This window comes from Streptomyces sp. AC1-42W (genome assembly GCF_003248355.1).
In the GTDB taxonomy this organism is placed as follows: domain Bacteria; phylum Actinomycetota; class Actinomycetes; order Streptomycetales; family Streptomycetaceae; genus Streptomyces.
In genome coordinates this window covers 1,013,684-1,027,689 of record NZ_QKWY01000002.1, presented here as the reverse complement: position 1 = coordinate 1,027,689, position 14,006 = coordinate 1,013,684, and the positions used below count along the sequence as shown (strand labels likewise).

General features: G+C 73.0%; 13 protein-coding genes. 8 read left to right on the top strand and 5 right to left on the bottom strand.

Features of this window, described 5'->3' with window-relative positions; translation table 11 throughout:
* Window positions 1–67 precede the first annotated feature (67 nt).
* From DNK56_RS22605 to DNK56_RS22570, 8 genes are all read left to right on the top strand, one after another.
* On the top strand, window positions 68–862 hold the full coding sequence (locus tag DNK56_RS22605; protein ID WP_199563655.1) for a cupin domain-containing protein: 795 nt from the start codon (window positions 68–70) through the stop codon (window positions 860–862).
* Window positions 863–1,002: 140 nt separating this feature from the next.
* Window positions 1,003–2,391 (top strand): IS1380 family transposase, encoded by a 1,389-nt coding sequence (locus tag DNK56_RS22600; protein ID WP_111334087.1) that lies wholly within the window; start codon window positions 1,003–1,005, stop codon window positions 2,389–2,391.
* A 178-nt stretch (window positions 2,392–2,569) separates the two neighbouring features.
* Window positions 2,570–3,124 (top strand): DJ-1/PfpI family protein, encoded by a 555-nt coding sequence (locus DNK56_RS22595; RefSeq protein WP_111337552.1) that lies wholly within the window; start codon window positions 2,570–2,572, stop codon window positions 3,122–3,124.
* A complete protein-coding gene (locus tag DNK56_RS22590) occupies window positions 3,124–3,873 on the top strand; it encodes an HAD family hydrolase (protein WP_111337549.1) in 750 nt (249 codons plus the stop codon). Before DNK56_RS22595 ends, DNK56_RS22590 begins: the two co-directional genes overlap by 1 nt.
* A gap of 121 nt (window positions 3,874–3,994) precedes the next feature.
* Window positions 3,995–5,209 (top strand): MFS transporter, encoded by a 1,215-nt coding sequence (locus DNK56_RS22585; protein ID WP_111337547.1) that lies wholly within the window; start codon window positions 3,995–3,997, stop codon window positions 5,207–5,209.
* Between the two features lie 56 nt (window positions 5,210–5,265).
* Window positions 5,266–6,243 (top strand): hypothetical protein, encoded by a 978-nt coding sequence (locus tag DNK56_RS22580; RefSeq protein ID WP_111337544.1) that lies wholly within the window; start codon window positions 5,266–5,268, stop codon window positions 6,241–6,243.
* A gap of 4 nt (window positions 6,244–6,247) precedes the next feature.
* Window positions 6,248–7,771, top strand: coding sequence for a glucose-6-phosphate dehydrogenase (gene zwf / locus DNK56_RS22575; protein WP_111337541.1), 1,524 nt, complete (start codon window positions 6,248–6,250; stop codon window positions 7,769–7,771).
* Between the two features lie 58 nt (window positions 7,772–7,829).
* A complete protein-coding gene (locus tag DNK56_RS22570; RefSeq protein ID WP_111337538.1) occupies window positions 7,830–8,516 on the top strand; it encodes a type 1 glutamine amidotransferase domain-containing protein in 687 nt (228 codons plus the stop codon).
* 81 nt (window positions 8,517–8,597) lie between these two features.
* Here DNK56_RS22570 and DNK56_RS22565 read toward each other — a convergent pair whose 3' ends face one another.
* The 5 genes from DNK56_RS22565 to DNK56_RS22545 form a co-directional block, all read right to left on the bottom strand.
* Window positions 8,598–10,061 carry an MFS transporter gene (locus tag DNK56_RS22565; RefSeq protein WP_111337535.1) on the bottom strand — a complete coding sequence of 488 codons (1,464 nt, stop codon included), beginning with the start codon at window positions 10,059–10,061 and terminating at the stop codon, window positions 8,598–8,600.
* Window positions 10,062–10,140: 79 nt separating this feature from the next.
* Window positions 10,141–10,671 (bottom strand): flavin reductase family protein, encoded by a 531-nt coding sequence (locus tag DNK56_RS22560; RefSeq protein ID WP_111337533.1) that lies wholly within the window; start codon window positions 10,669–10,671, stop codon window positions 10,141–10,143.
* The gene (locus DNK56_RS22555) at window positions 10,668–11,639 is read right to left on the bottom strand and encodes an acyl carrier protein (RefSeq protein ID WP_111337530.1); all 972 of its coding nucleotides are present in this window, start codon (window positions 11,637–11,639) and stop codon (window positions 10,668–10,670) included. Before DNK56_RS22555 ends, DNK56_RS22560 begins: the two co-directional genes overlap by 4 nt.
* Window positions 11,636–12,976, bottom strand: coding sequence for a condensation domain-containing protein (locus tag DNK56_RS22550; RefSeq protein ID WP_111337527.1), 1,341 nt, complete (start codon window positions 12,974–12,976; stop codon window positions 11,636–11,638). Before DNK56_RS22550 ends, DNK56_RS22555 begins: the two co-directional genes overlap by 4 nt.
* Complete coding sequence (locus DNK56_RS22545) at window positions 12,973–14,004, bottom strand: MupA/Atu3671 family FMN-dependent luciferase-like monooxygenase (protein WP_111337525.1); 1,032 nt, start codon at window positions 14,002–14,004, stop codon at window positions 12,973–12,975. Before DNK56_RS22545 ends, DNK56_RS22550 begins: the two co-directional genes overlap by 4 nt.
* Between the last annotated feature and the right edge of the window lie 2 nt (window positions 14,005–14,006).

Genomic DNA, 14,006 nt, shown 5'->3' with positions numbered 1-14,006 from the left:
GGGAAGACGCCGGGGAGGTAAACACCCCGGAAGTCGAGAAGGTGAATTCAAGCCACAGGGGGATCACATGACCGTCACCGAGGGCATCGAAACTCTGCCCGGAAAGCTCTCCCCGAGAGCCGATTTCATGCCCGTACGCGTCGACGCGGGCCGGGCCGATATCGCGAAGCTGACCCGGTTGCTGCGCGACGGGGCCCGCCCGGCCAACGAGCAGTTCGACCAGGACGAGCACCTGGACGAGGTGATCCCCAAGCCCTGGGGCTACGAGTACCGGGCCTACGTGGACGACTTCTTCGACTTCTGGTCGCTCCACATCGACGGCGGCCACAGCACCTCGGTCCACGTCCACCCGCGCAAGCTGACGTACCTGCTGTGCCTGGGCGGCGAGGGCGTCACCAGTGGCCTCGACCGCGAGGAGATCCCGGTCACCGAGGGCACGATCCTGCGCATCGCGCCCGGCGCGTTCCACGGGACGCGCTCGACCGGCACCGAGCCGCTGGAGCTGATCGAGGTCGAGGTCCCGCGCAACAAGTTCGACCTGATCCGGCTGCACGACGACTACAACCGGGCCGGCACCGCCTACGAGAGCTCCGCCATCGAGGAGCCCCGGCACAAAATGCGGAAGGTCCACTCGCTCCCCCACGCGAAAATGCGCGCACAGACCCCGGACCGGCGATTCCGATTCGACCTGCGAACCGGAATGGACATCTTCTACCGGCCGCAGGAGAGGGACCTTTTCTATATCCCCCTGCATATTTCCGGAGTGGTCCGCAGCGACTGCGAAATCCTGACCGGCCACCCCGACGACCGGCGCAGGCCCCAGACCGACAAGCAGTACCTCTGCATCAGCAAGAACATCTGAACCCGCCAAGAACATCTGAACCTGGATCCACCGCGCGATAGTGGGTCTGTGGACGAGGAAATAAGAAGAGGTGCCTGCTGACCTGGGATGATGGGAGTTCCTAGGCTCTCATCAGTCCCACGAAGCAAGGCACCTCGTAAGTGAAAGTCTTCCACAGTCCGGCGGCGCTGTTCGCCGCGTTCGACGACCCCGACCTGATCGCGCATGCCGGGCTCATCCCCACGATCCGGCTGGCCGAGCGGTGCGGCCTGCCCGCCCTGGTGGCCGAGAAGGTGAAGCTCACCGGCGCCAAGAACGGTGCCGGGACGGCCGCCGACGCGAAGGCGCTGTCGATCGTGGGCGGGATGGTGGCCGGGGCGGACAGCATCGATGACCTGGATGTGCTGCGTCATGGTGGGCTGGCCCGGTTGTTCGGCGGGGTGCGTGCCCCGTCCACGCTGGGCACGTTCCTGCGCGCGTTCACCTGGGGGCACGTACGCCAACTGGAGTCCGCCGCCCGGGCGTTCACGTGCAATCTCGCCGCGCACACCGGCCTGGTCCCCACCGCGGACGAGGTGGTGTTCGTCGACATCGACTCCAAGGTCAAGCAGGTCTACGGCCCGGCCAAGCAGGGCGCCTCCTTCGGCTACACCAAACAGCGCGGCCTGCACTTCCAGATCGTCACCGTCAAGACGGGCACCTGCGCGCCGGTGATCGTGGCCACCAGGCTGCGCAAGGGCTCGGCGGGTTCCGGCAAGGGTGCGGCACGTCTGCTGCGCGAGGCCCTTGCGGTGGTGCGGGCGATGGGCATCACCGCACAGATCATCGTCCGCGCCGACTCCGCGTACTTCTCCCACAAGGTCGTCGACGTCTGCCGCAAGGCCGGCGCACGGTTCTCGCTCGCGGTCGCGGTCAGGAAGAAGATCCGCGAGGCCATCGCCACCGTTCCCGAGGACGCCTGGACACCGATCAAGTACGCCGCCGCCGTCTGGGACGCCGACGAGGAACGCTGGATCTCCGACGCGGAGATCGCCGAGGTCCCCTTCACCGCGTTCACCAGCAAGAAGAAGGCGTTCCACACCACCGCCCGGCTGATCGTGCGCCGGGTGAAGCGCCTGAACCCCAAGAGCGTGCCCGAGGGGCAGGCCCAGCTCTTCGGCGTCTGGCGTCACCACGTCATCTTCACCGACAGCCCCTTCGTCCTGGCCCAGGCCGAACCCATGCACCGCGAACACGCCGTCATCGAGCAGGTCTTCGCCGACCTGGAAAACTCCGCGCTCGCCCACCTGCCGTCGGGGAAGTTCACCGCGAACGCCGCCTGGCTCACCCTCGCAGCCACCGCCTACAACCTCACCCGCGCCAGCGGCCACCTCGCCTCCGCCTTCCACGCCAGGGCGAGGACCGGCACCATCCGACGCCACCTGATCAACATCCCCGCCCGGATCGCCACCGGCGCCCGCCGCGTCACCCTCCACCTGCCCGAACGCTGGCGCCGGGCCGACGACTTCACCGACCTGTGGACAGCCACCGGCCAGCGCATGCTCACCTGAACCACACGCTCGACCTGACCGCCCACGACCTGGAAGAACCTCGGAGACCCCGCACCGGACGGCCACCCGGCCCATCGCGCTGCCCGCACCCCGAAAGATCACCCCGAGCCCGCCCGATACCGAAGATCAGAATTCACGCGGTGGATCGAGGCTGAACCTTCACACCCAAGGAGTTCCCATGTCCGGCAACGCGGTCATCATCACCGGCCCCGGCTTCCAGGACCACGACGTCGTCTTCACGTACTACCGCCTCATGGAGGAGGGCTGGAACGTGGACGTCGCCACCAAGAACGCCGACCCGGTCAACGGCAAGTACGGCATCCCGCTGCCGATGGACAAGACCGCCCGTCCGCTGATCGCCTTCGAGGACCTCGCGGTCGACCAGTACGACGTCGTCATACTCACCGGTGGCCACGAGGCCCCGGACCGGGTCCGCCAGGACCGCAACGTCCTCGACTTCGTCGCCGGCATGGACCGCGCGGGCAAGGTCGTCGCCGGCCTCTGCCACGGCCCCTGGATCATGGTCAGCGCCGGTGTGCTCAAGGGCCGCAAGGCGTGCGCCTACATCGGCCTGCGCGACGACGTCATCAACGCCGGCGCCGACGTGGTCGACAGCGACGTCATCGTGGACGGCAACATCATCACCTGTTCGTACTACGGCTACATGGGCGCGTTCATGCGGTCCGTGTTCGAGACCGCCGAGAAGCTCGCCGCCGAGAAGCAGGCCGTGTGATGGCCGGGCGGCCCTCCTTCCTCGCGCTCGACTTCGACGGCGTCATCTGCGACGCCCTGGAGGAATGCGCGCTGGTCACCTGGCTCGGCATCCACCCGCACGACCGCACCCTCACCGGTCCGGAGCAACTGCGCCTCCTCCCCCGCGAGTTCGTCGAGCGGTTCCGTACCGTGCGGGACTACGCGCGGACCCTGGACCACTTCGTGACCGCCCACCTCCCCGAGGCGGCCACGCTGCGCGGCCAGGCCGACTTCGACCGGCTGTACGAGGCCCTCCCCTCGTCCTACGTACGGAAGTTCACCGACGCGGCCAACGCGGCGCGGGAGTGGTTCCGCACCCGGGAGTCCGACTTCTGGCTGGACCTGCACACGCTGTACCCGGGCGTTCCGGAGCTGCTGCGCCGGCACAGCGGGTCGGTCGTGATCGTCACCGCCAAGGACGAGGGTTCGGTGCACGCGATCCTCGGCCGGCACGGCCTGGACGACACCGTCGCGGCGGTGTACGGCGAGTGCGGCCGCAAGGCGGAGGCGGTCCGGGAGATCAGCGACCGGTGGGGCGTCGCGCTGAAGGACGTCACCTTCGTCGACGACAACCTCACCAACGCGGTCCGCGTCGCCCGCACCGGCGCCGTGTCCCGGTGGGCCCAGTGGGGCTACCAGACCCCCGAGCACCGCGCGCAGGCCCGGGAGTGGGGCGTGTCCCCGCTGCACCTGGACGGCCTGGCCGGCCTCGTCCCCGCCGGGGTCTGAGCCGCCCGCACCCCCGCGGTGAAGGACGGGGCCCCGCCCGCACCCGCGGGCGAGGCCCCGTCCTCGTGCGTCCGCCCCTGCCACCCGCCCCGTCCCGCCCCTTCCGACTGGAGAGACAGCCATGTCCGCGCCTCCCTCGCCGCTCGCCGTCCGGACCGGTCGCGGACCGGCCGCCGACCTGCCCGGCGCCCCCTTCCCCGCCCAGCTCGGTCTGCTGACCGTGCTCGCGGTGGCCGTACCGGCCCAGCTCTACCTCGCCATCCCGATGGCCGGTCCCTTCCAGGACGCCTTCGGCGTGGACGCCGGGGCCGCCGCCTGGGCCGGGAGCTGCTTCTCGCTCTGCTACGCGCTCGGCTTCCTGCTGTTCGGCCCGCTCGCCGACCGCGTCGGCCACCGCCCGGTCCTCGTCCACGGAACGGTCGCGACGGCCCTGACCACGGCGGCCCTGTGCCTCGCCCCCGGCTACGGCTGGTTCCTGGCGCTGCGCGCGGCCCAGGGTCTGGCCGCCGCCTCCTTCGCCCCGGTGGCGCTCGCCTACGCCGCGCGCACCGCGGGCGACGCCCGGCGCCCGCTGGCCCTGTCGGTGCTGACGACCGGGCTGCTCGGCTCCGGCATCGCCGGCCAGGTGCTCGGCCAGGGCGTCGCGGGGCACGCCCCCTGGCAGGCCGTGTTCTGGCCGGCCGCGGTCCTGTACGCGGGCGCGGCCCTCGGGCTGCGGGCCCTGCTGCGCCCGCCGGTGGCCGACGCCTCGGTCTCCTTCGGCTCCACGCTGAGCGTGCTGCGGGCCCTGCTGCGCGACCGCCGTGCCGTCGCCGTCTTCGCCTCGGCGCTCACGGTGTTCGGGAGCTTCGTGGCGCTGTACGCGGTGCTCAACCGGCACCTCGCGGACGCCCACGGCCTGGGCGGCGGCCAGGTCCTGGCCGTGCAGGCGATCGGCGCGGCCGGCCTCCTCGTGGCGCCGGTGGCCCACCGCCTCGCGGCCGGCCGGGGCCCCGGATTCCTGGCGGTCGCCGGGTTCCTGACGGCGGCGACCGGGCTGCTGACCGCCCAGCTGACCGGGGCCCTGGCGCTGCCGGTGCTGGGGAGCGTCGTCTTCGTCGCCGGGATCGGGCTCACCGTCCCCAGCCTGGTGGGCCTGCTGCACCGGATCGCCCCGGCCTCGGCGGGCACCGCCGTCGCCTTCAACACCTTCCTGCTGTTCGTCGGGGCGTCGGCGGGCCAGCTCGTCGCCGCGTACGCGGGCTACCGCACGACGCTGGGGATCTTCTGCGTCGCGGTCCTCCTGGCCGCCCGCGCGGTGGCCACCGCCGGCCGGCCCCACGCGCCCCGCCCGTAACACCCGTAACACCCGTACGAACTCCGTACCCACCCGCTTCCAAGGAGTCCCTTGCCATGCGCACCCGCCGTGTCCTCGTTCCGCTGCTCGCCCTGCCGCTCGCCGCTTCGGCCGTGACGGGCCTGCCCGCCCAGGCCGTCGCCCACGACGGCCACCACCGCCACCACCACGACCGGACCGTCCTCACCCCCCTCGACCTGGCCGGCGGGCAGCAGCCGGAGAACCTCGTCGCGCTCCCCTCGGGCGGCTCCGCCGTCACCTTCGCGCTGACCGGCCAGGTCGCCGAGGTCTCGCGCACCGGCCGGGTCCGGGTCCTCGCCCAGCTCCCGGTACCGGCGGACGGCGACACGCCCGTCCTGCACAGCAAGACCTTCGCCGCCGGGATCGCCCGCGCCCACGACGGCACCCTGTACGTGGCCCTGAGCACCGGCACCGCCGAGCACACCGGCATCTGGCGCGTCCCCCGGCACGGCAGGGCGGTCCGGATCGCCGCCCTCCCCGCGACCAGCCTGCTCAACGGCGTCGCCCTCGACGAACGGCACCGGCGGCTGTACGTGGCCGACTCGACCGGCTCCGCGATCTGGACCGTCGGCCTGCGGGGCGGCGGCGCCGAACGCTGGGCGTCCGGCCCGGAGTTCGCGCCCGCCGGGTTCCTGGGCGCGAACGGGCTGCGGCTGCACGACGGCGCCGTCTGGGTCTCCAACCTGGACGCCGGCACCCTGCTGCGCGTCCCGGTCCGCCACGACGGCCGGGCCGGAACCGCGCGGCAGGTGCTCGGCGGTCTCGGCGCGGTGGACGACTTCGCGTTCACCGGCCGGGGCGACGAGGTGTACGTCACCGACATCAAGGCCGACACCCTGACGCGGATCACGCCCGGCAGGTGGCGCACCACCCGCACCACCGTGCTGAACGGCTCCGACGGCCTGTCCAGCCCGACCGCGGTGACGGTGCGCGGCCGGCGGGTCACCGTCACCAGCGCCGCGTACTTCACGGCGCACGACCCCAACGTCCTCCGCGCCACGATCGCCCGCTGAGACCATGACGGGGGAACTGGGAACGGCGCGCACACTGCCCCGACCGGGCCGCCCCGCCGCACGGGCGGCGGGGCCCTCGGGGCTGGTCGTCTTCGGTGTCACCGGGGACCTGTCCCGCAAGAAGCTGCTGCCCGCGGTGTACGACCTGGCCCACCGCGGGCTGCTGCCGCCGGGGTTCGCCCTGGTCGGGGTCGCCCTGCCCCGGCAGGAGGGCGAGGACGTCACCGGGCTGCTGCGCGAGTCGGTCGTGCGGCACGCCCGCACCCCGTTCCGGGAGGAGGTGTGGGAGCGGCTCGCGCGGTCGATGACGTTCGTCCAGGGAGACCTCGCCGACGACGACGTGTTCGAGCTGCTGGCCAAGGAGACCGGCGAACTGCGCGGGGCCGCGGGCAACTTCGCCTTCTACCTCTCCGTACCGCCGAAGCTGTTCGGGACCGTCGTACGGCAGTTGGGGAAGCACGGCCTGGCCCGGCCGCCGGCGGGGTCCTGGCGGCGGGCGGTCATCGAAAAGCCGTTCGGCCACGACCTGGCGTCGGCGCGTGCGCTGGACGCCGTCGTGCACGAGGCGTTCGCCCCGGAGCAGGTCTTCCGCATCGACCACTACCTGGGCAAGGAGACGGTCCAGAACATCCTGGCGCTGCGCTTCGCCAACACGATGTTCGAGCCGATCTGGAACCGCGGTTACGTGGACCATGTGCAGATCACGATGGCCGAGGACATCGGCATCGGCGGCCGGGCCGGCTACTACGACGGCATCGGCGCCGCCCGCGATGTCGTCCAGAACCACCTGCTCCAACTCCTGGCGCTCACCGCGATGGAGGAGCCGGCCGCCTTCGAGCCCGCGGCGCTGACCGCGGAGAAGCTGAAGGTGCTCAGGGCCGTACGGCTGCCCGCCGATCTGTCCGCCGCGACCGTGCGCGGCCAGTACACGGCGGGCCGGCCGGGCGGTGAGCCGGTCCCCGGCTACCGGGAGGAGGCCGGGGTCGCTCCGGACTCGCGGACCGACACCTATGCGGCGCTCCGGCTCGAAGTGGCGACGCGGCGCTGGGCGGGGGTGCCGTTCTATCTGCGGGCCGGCAAGCGGCTGGGCCGACGTGTCACCGAGGTCGCCGTCGTCTTCCGGCGCGCCCCGCACTCCCCGTTCGCGCCCGCGGCCACGGCCGGGCTCGGGCAGAACGCGATCGTGGTGCATGTCCAGCCCGAGGAGGGCGTGACGGTCCGCTTCGGCTCCAAGGCCCCCGGCCCGGCGATGGACATCCGCGAGGTGTCGATGGACTTCGCGTACGGGGACTCCTTCGCCGAGTCCAGCCCGCAGGCGTACGAACGGCTCATCCTCGACGTACTGCTCGGGGACGCCGGTCTCTTCCCGTGTTCCGCCGAGGTCGAGCGGTGCTGGGAGATCCTCGACCCGGTCGAGCGGCACTGGGCGGGACGGGGCGCGCCCGTCCCGTACGCGGCGGGCAGCTGGGGGCCCGCCGAGGCGGACGCGCTGCTGGCGCGCGACGGCAGAAGCTGGCGCAGGCCGTGAGCCGCGCCGCCGCTACCCCTTCCCCATCCTTCGACGATTCGGTACGCATGGAGGCGACATGAAGCACACCACCGGCAGGACGGCGCTGTTCGTCCTCACCAGTCACGGCGAACTCGGCACGACGGGCCGGCCGACCGGCTTCCATCTGGGCGAGACGTTCGAGCCCTGGGAGATCCTGCGGAAGGCGGGCCACCGGGTGGAGTTCGTCTCGGTGGCCGGCGGCATGCCGCCCATGATCGGCCACGATCCGGCCGACGCGGACCACGCGGCCTTTCTCTCCCACCCGGAGGGCGGCTCGCTCATCGAGCGGGCGCCGCGTCCGGAGGAGGTGGACCCCGGCCGGTACGACGCCGTGTACTTCGTCGGCGGCCACGGCACCATGTGGGACTTCCGGGGCCACCCGGCGCTGACGGAGATCGCCCGCACGGTGCACGAGCGGGGCGGTGTGCTGGCCGCCCTGTGCCACGGCCCGGCCGCCCTGGTGGACCTGCGGCTGAGCGACGGACGCCACCTGGTCGATGGGCACCGGGTCACCTCGTTCTCCGACGAGGGCGAGGCCGCGCGCGGGCTGGACACCGTGGTGCCGTTCTCCCTGCAGAGCGCGCTGGAGGAGCGGGGCGCCGTCTACAGCTGCGCGCCGGACCGGGAGGCGCACGTGGTGGTCAGCGGGCGCCTGGTGACCGGCCAGAACCCGGCGTCGGCGCGCGGTCTCGGCGAGGCGGTCGCCACGCTCCTGGCGGCCTGAGCGCGCGGGGGCGGCACCACCAGGGCTCCCGGTGGTGCCGCCCGCCGTCCCAGGGTGCCCGCCGGCCGCCGGACCGTACGGCTACCGGCCGCGTCCCGCCGTCCGGCCGCCGCTCAGGCCGACGGCGACCAGGGCCGCGGTGACCAGCACGACCGCCGCGTCGATCGCCAGCACGGTGTGGACGCCCGCCAGCCGGTCCGAGGTCGTGGTCGCGACGACGCCGAGCAGCGGGATGCCCACGGTGATGCCGACCTGCTGGGTGGAGGTCACCAGGCCGGTCGCGAGCCCCTGTTCCTCGTCGGGCACACCGGAGGTCACCGTCAGCCCGTAGGCGACGATCGCGCCGAGGTTGCACACACAGGCCAGCGCGAGGCAGACGGCCGCCGGCCACACGCTCCAGCTCTCGGTGCCGACGACCAGCAGCCCCGCCACCGAGAGGCCCTGCACGACGAGGGACACGACCAGGGTCCAGCGGGCTCCCAGCAGGCCGAGGACCTTCGGCACGAAGGCGCCCGAGACCGCGGCGGCCGTGCCCTGGAACCCGAAGACCAGACCCGTCTGGAACGCGGAGAGCTCCAGCACCTCCTGGAAGTACAGGGTCATGGCGAAGACGACGGTGCTCATCATCGCGAAGGTGACCAGGCCGCCCAGGTTGCCCCAGGCCACCGTGCGGCGCCTCAGCATCGGCAGCGAGATCAGCGGCTCGGCGGTCCGGGACTCGACCACCGCGAACACCGCCAGCAGCACCACGCCCGCGATCAGCGCCACGATCACGTCGGCGCCGCCGAAGCCCCGGTCGGCCGCCGTCGACAGGGCGTAGATCAGGGCGAGCAGACCACCGGTGACGGTGACGGCGCCCGGCACGTCCAGGCGGGGCCGCTCGGGCCGCCGGGACTCGCTGAGCAGCGAGGGGGCCAGCGGCAGGACGATCACGGCGAACAGCGCGAGCAGGGCCATCGTCGAGCGCCAGCCGAGGGTGTCGGTCAGAACGCCGCCCAGCACCATGCCGACGGTGAAGCCGAGCGAGAGCAGCGTGCCGTTGATGCCCAGCGCCCGGTCCCGCAGCGGGCCCTCGGGGAACGTGGTGGTGAGCAGCGACATGGCGGTCGGGACGATCGCCGCCGCGCCGACGCCCTGCAGGGCCCGCCCGGCGAGGAAGGAGGCCGGGTCCCAGGCGAAGGTGGTGAGCACCGAGGCCGCGCCGAACAGGGCGAGTCCGGCCAGGAACAGCTTCCGGCGGCCGTACAGGTCGCCCATCCGTCCGAACAGCAGCAGGAATCCGCCGGAGGGCAGGGCGAACGCGGTGACCGCCCACTGCAGTTCGGACTGGCCGAGGCCGAGGTCCGTACCGAGGTTCGGCAGGGCCACGTTCAGTACCGAGAAGTCGAGCGCGATCATGAACTGCGCGGCGCACAGCACGAAGAGGACCAGCCGGTCCCGGCGGGAGAGGGCGACCGGCGCCCCGGCGGCGGGGGCCTCGGGGAGCGGGGTGGACCGGGGCGAGGGTTCGTCCCGGGTGAGTTCTTTGTCGAGGTGCTGGGTCATGGCTTTCCTAGGGGACGGGGTCCGTGCCCGCCGGGAGGACCCGGCGGGCACGGCTGACAGGGGGGACGGGCGCCGGGGGTCAGTCCGGCGGGACGGGTCTCACCGTGCGGAACGCACCGCCCTCGAACACCAGGGGCGGGGCGTCCCGGAGGGTTCCGCAGCGCTCCACCGCGCCGATCGCGATGACGTGGTCGCCCGCCTCGACGAACCGCACGAGCCGGCAGGTGAAGTAGCCGATGGCGCCGGCCAGGACGAACCCGACGGCGAACGGCGCGTCCGCCGGCCCGGCCGCGCGGGCGAAGCCGCCCGCGCCCATGGGCCGTTCGGGGTCGGCGAACCACCGCGCCACCGGGGCCTGTTCGGCCGCCAGTACGTTGACGACGAACGCGCCGGACTCCTCGATGAGGCCCCGGATGCGGGCGCCCTCCTTGACGGAGAACGACGCGAGGGGCGGGGCGAGCGACAGCGTGGTGAAGGAACTCACCGTCATGCCGTGCACCGAGGAGCCGCTGCCGCTGGTCACCACCGTGACCCCAGCGGGCAGACAGCGGGCCGCCGCGCGCAGTTCGGACGCGGTGACCGCCGCCGGTTCCACACCGGTGGTCCTCACGAGGCCCCTTCCGCCCGCCGGGGCAGCGGACGCGCCCCGAGCAGGACGGCCGCCAGGTGCGAGACGCCCGCGCCGAACAGGACGAGCGAGTCGTCGTCGCCCGCCCCGTCCGGGGCGTCCTTGTCCTGCGCGAGCCGGTCCGCGAGGTTGATCAGCGGGTCGCTGCCGAGGCAGTGGCCGATCCGGCCGACGTTGCCGAGCGACAGCACGTCGCCGCCGAGGCCCACCTCGGAGAGGTAGAGCCGCAGGACGTTGCGGGCGAAGTTGCTGGGCAGGACACCTCGTACGGTGCCGAGGCCGGACGGGCAGCGGTCCGCGAGGCGCGCGAACAGCTCGCGGTGCGCCCTGATCCGGGACAGCAGCTGTTGCTGCGGCCCGCTGCCCAGGTTCAGTTCGGGTGCCGAGTGGTGGGCCATGCCCCGGACCGGGAGGCCGGGCGCGTCGGCGGACACCAGGACGGACGCGGCGGCGTCGCTGGCGATGGCCGCGCCGCCCGCCACGACGCGCTGCCCGCCCGTCGCCCGGTCCGCGAGGTCGCCGGTGACGACCAGGACGTTGCGGGCCGTTCCGTCGCGCACGTACGACGCGGCGGTGCCCACCGCGACCATGGCCGTGGCACAGTCCATGAGCCCCGCGGTGAGCACGGTCGCCCGGTCGATGCCCGTCTCGTCGAGGAGTTCGGCGACGTCCCGGTGGGCGGTGCGGTCCCGCGGCAGCGAGTCCGTCGCCAGGAGGACCATGTCGATGTCGCCGCCCGGCACCCGGGCCTCGGCGAGCGTGCGGCCGGCGGCGAGGGCCATCAGCTCGGTGATGCCGGCGTCCGACCATCGGTAGGTGTCGAACCCGGCCGCGGGCGCGGTGAGTTCGGCCGCGATCGCGGGGTCGGCCACCAGCTCGGGCAGTCCCGTCACCGGCTCGGCGCACTCGCCGAGTTCGTACGCCGGGGCGCACAACCGTGGGGTGATCACTGATCCGCCTCCTGTGCCGCGAGGTGCGCCAGCGCCGTGAACCGCTCGGCGAGCCGGCGCACGGTGGCCTCGTCGTAGAGGGCGGTGTCGTACTCCAGCCAGCCGGTGACCCCGTCCGGGCCGGGGTAGACGGCGAGGGTCAGGTCGAACCGCGCGGTGCCCTTGTCGAGGTCGGCGGTGGTGACCCGGGCGCCCTGGACGCGCCGCTCGTCGGCCCCGAGGTTGTCGAAGACGAAGACGGCGTCGAACAGCGGATGCGTACCGGGGACGCGCCGGCCGGCGTCGATCAGTTCGCCGGGGTACGAGGCGTGTTCGAGGCCGGCGCGGGTGGCGGTGCGTACCGCGCGGACCCGGTCGCGGTGCGATCCGGTGCCGCCGTCCCGCAGCCGTACCGGCAGGACGTTGAGCAGATAGCCCACCACGGTGTCGGTGCCCGGCCGGTTGCGGCCGGTGGTGAAGGTGCCGAGCAGGACGTCCTCGCTGCCGCCGAACTCCGCGAGGGCGGCCCAGGCGACGGCCAGCCAGCCCGCGTAGGCGGTGGCCGCCTCCCGTTGCGCGGACGCGGCCACGGCGTCGGCGACGGGCGCGGGAAGGCTGAACCCGATCCGTGCGCCGGCGCGGCGGGCCGGCCCGCCGCGGGGCCGGTCCGTCGGCAGCGGGCCGGGGGCGCCGGCGGTCTCGGCCGCCCAGTGCGCCGCGCCGGCCCGGCCCCCGGGGCTCCGCAGCCAGTCCGCCTGGTCCCGGACGAAGGCGCTGAACGGGCGGGGCCCGGCGGGCGCGGCCGGGTCCGTCTCGCCGGCCAGTTCGTCCAGCAGCAGCTCGAACGACCAGGCGTCGAAGACCAGGTTGTGCACCGCGACGAGCATCCAGGCCAGGTCGGGCGCGGGGCCCTCGGCCAGGGCCACGCGCAGCAGCGGCCCGGTGGCCGGGTCGAACGGTTCCGCCGCGAGGCGTACGGCGGCGGCGTGGGCCTCGGCCTCGTCGGCGCAGCGGATGCGGGAGAGGCGGGGGGCGAGTTCCCGGTGGACGACGCGGCGCACCGTACCCGTGCCGTCGCCGGAGGTCTCGAAGGTGGTGCGCAGGGCCTCGTGGGCGGCCGCGAAGCCGCGTATCCGTGCGGCCAGGAGGTCGAGGTCGACGGGTGCGCCGGTGAACCGGACGGCCTGGCACACCACGTCGACCGGGCGGCCGTCCACCTGGTGGTGCACCTGCCACAGCCGGAGCTGTCCGGGGGTCGGTTCGCCGGTGTCGGGCCGCTGTCCCGGCAGGGCGGCGCGGAGCCGGGCGCGTTGTTCCGGGCTGAGGGCGGCGAGGCGGGTGGCGAGCGTGTCACTCATGCGTACCGCCCGCGCAGCTCGTTGAGGTGGCTGAGGCTCTCCACGACGAGGTCCTCGTCGACGCCGAAGTCGATGAGGCAGGCGATCTCGGTGACGCCCATCCCCTTGAACCGGTCGACGACGGCTCCGCAGGAGTCCGGGGTGCCGAGGAGCGCCCCCTTCCCGAAGTACTTGTCGAAGGCGAACTCGATCAGCTGGTCCTGGTCGCTCTGTGTCATGTCCCGCACGCCGGCGCCCGGCGCCAGGTTCTTCTTCTGCGAGTCGATGACGGTGAAGAAGGAGCGCAGGTAGTCGCTGAAGGGTTCGCGGACGGTCTCGCGGACCTCGTCGAGGTCGGTGCCGATGAACGTGTGCAGCATCAGCGTGACGGTGACGCCGTCCGGGTCGTGCCCGTGCTCCTGGAGGGTCTTGAAGTACAGCGCGAGCTTGTCCTCCAGCTCCTCGTTGGTCATGTCGATGAGGGCGGTCAGCACGTTGCAGCCGAGCCGGCCGGCGGCCTCGAAGGTCTCCGGGCTCTTGGTGCAGGTGAGCCAGATGGGCAGTTCGGGCTGGACGGGCTGCGGGTGCAGCTCGATCTCGACGTGGTTGCCCAGGCCGTCCTGGACGTAGACCGGCGCCCCCTCCCAGAGTTCGCGCAGGGTGGTGACGGCGTCGAAGGTGCGCCGGCGCCGGTCCTCCCAGCCGGCCGGGTTGATGGCGAAGTCGACCGGGCTGAAGCCGGTGGCCAGGGCGATGCCGGCCCGGCCTCGGGAGAGGTTGTCCACCACGGACCACTCCTCGGCGACCCGGATCGGGCTGTGCAGCGGGAGGATGACGCTGCCGGCCCGGATCTGGAGGCGCTGGGTGGCCATGGCGAGGCCGGCTCCGAGCACCGAGGGGTTCGGGTAGAGGCCGCCGAACCGGTGGAAGTGCCGTTCCGGGGTCCAGATGGCGGTGAAGCCGTTCTCGTCGACGTACTTGGCCGCGTCCAGGACGAACCGGTACTTGTTCTTCTCGTCGCCCGAGAAGAAGATCAGACTGAAGTCCACCG

Coding starts and splice junctions, on each gene's coding strand:
- DNK56_RS22605 (WP_199563655.1), top strand. CDS start 68: ATGACCGTCACCGAGGGCATCGAAACTCTGCCCGGAAAGCTCTCCCCG.
- DNK56_RS22595 (WP_111337552.1), top strand. CDS start 2,570: ATGTCCGGCAACGCGGTCATCATCACCGGCCCCGGCTTCCAGGACCAC.
- DNK56_RS22590 (WP_111337549.1), top strand. CDS start 3,124: ATGGCCGGGCGGCCCTCCTTCCTCGCGCTCGACTTCGACGGCGTCATC.
- DNK56_RS22585 (WP_111337547.1), top strand. CDS start 3,995: ATGTCCGCGCCTCCCTCGCCGCTCGCCGTCCGGACCGGTCGCGGACCG.
- DNK56_RS22580 (WP_111337544.1), top strand. CDS start 5,266: ATGCGCACCCGCCGTGTCCTCGTTCCGCTGCTCGCCCTGCCGCTCGCC.
- zwf (WP_111337541.1), top strand. CDS start 6,248: ATGACGGGGGAACTGGGAACGGCGCGCACACTGCCCCGACCGGGCCGC.
- DNK56_RS22570 (WP_111337538.1), top strand. CDS start 7,830: ATGAAGCACACCACCGGCAGGACGGCGCTGTTCGTCCTCACCAGTCAC.
- DNK56_RS22565 (WP_111337535.1), bottom strand. CDS start 10,061: ATGACCCAGCACCTCGACAAAGAACTCACCCGGGACGAACCCTCGCCC.
- DNK56_RS22550 (WP_111337527.1), bottom strand. CDS start 12,976: ATGAGTGACACGCTCGCCACCCGCCTCGCCGCCCTCAGCCCGGAACAA.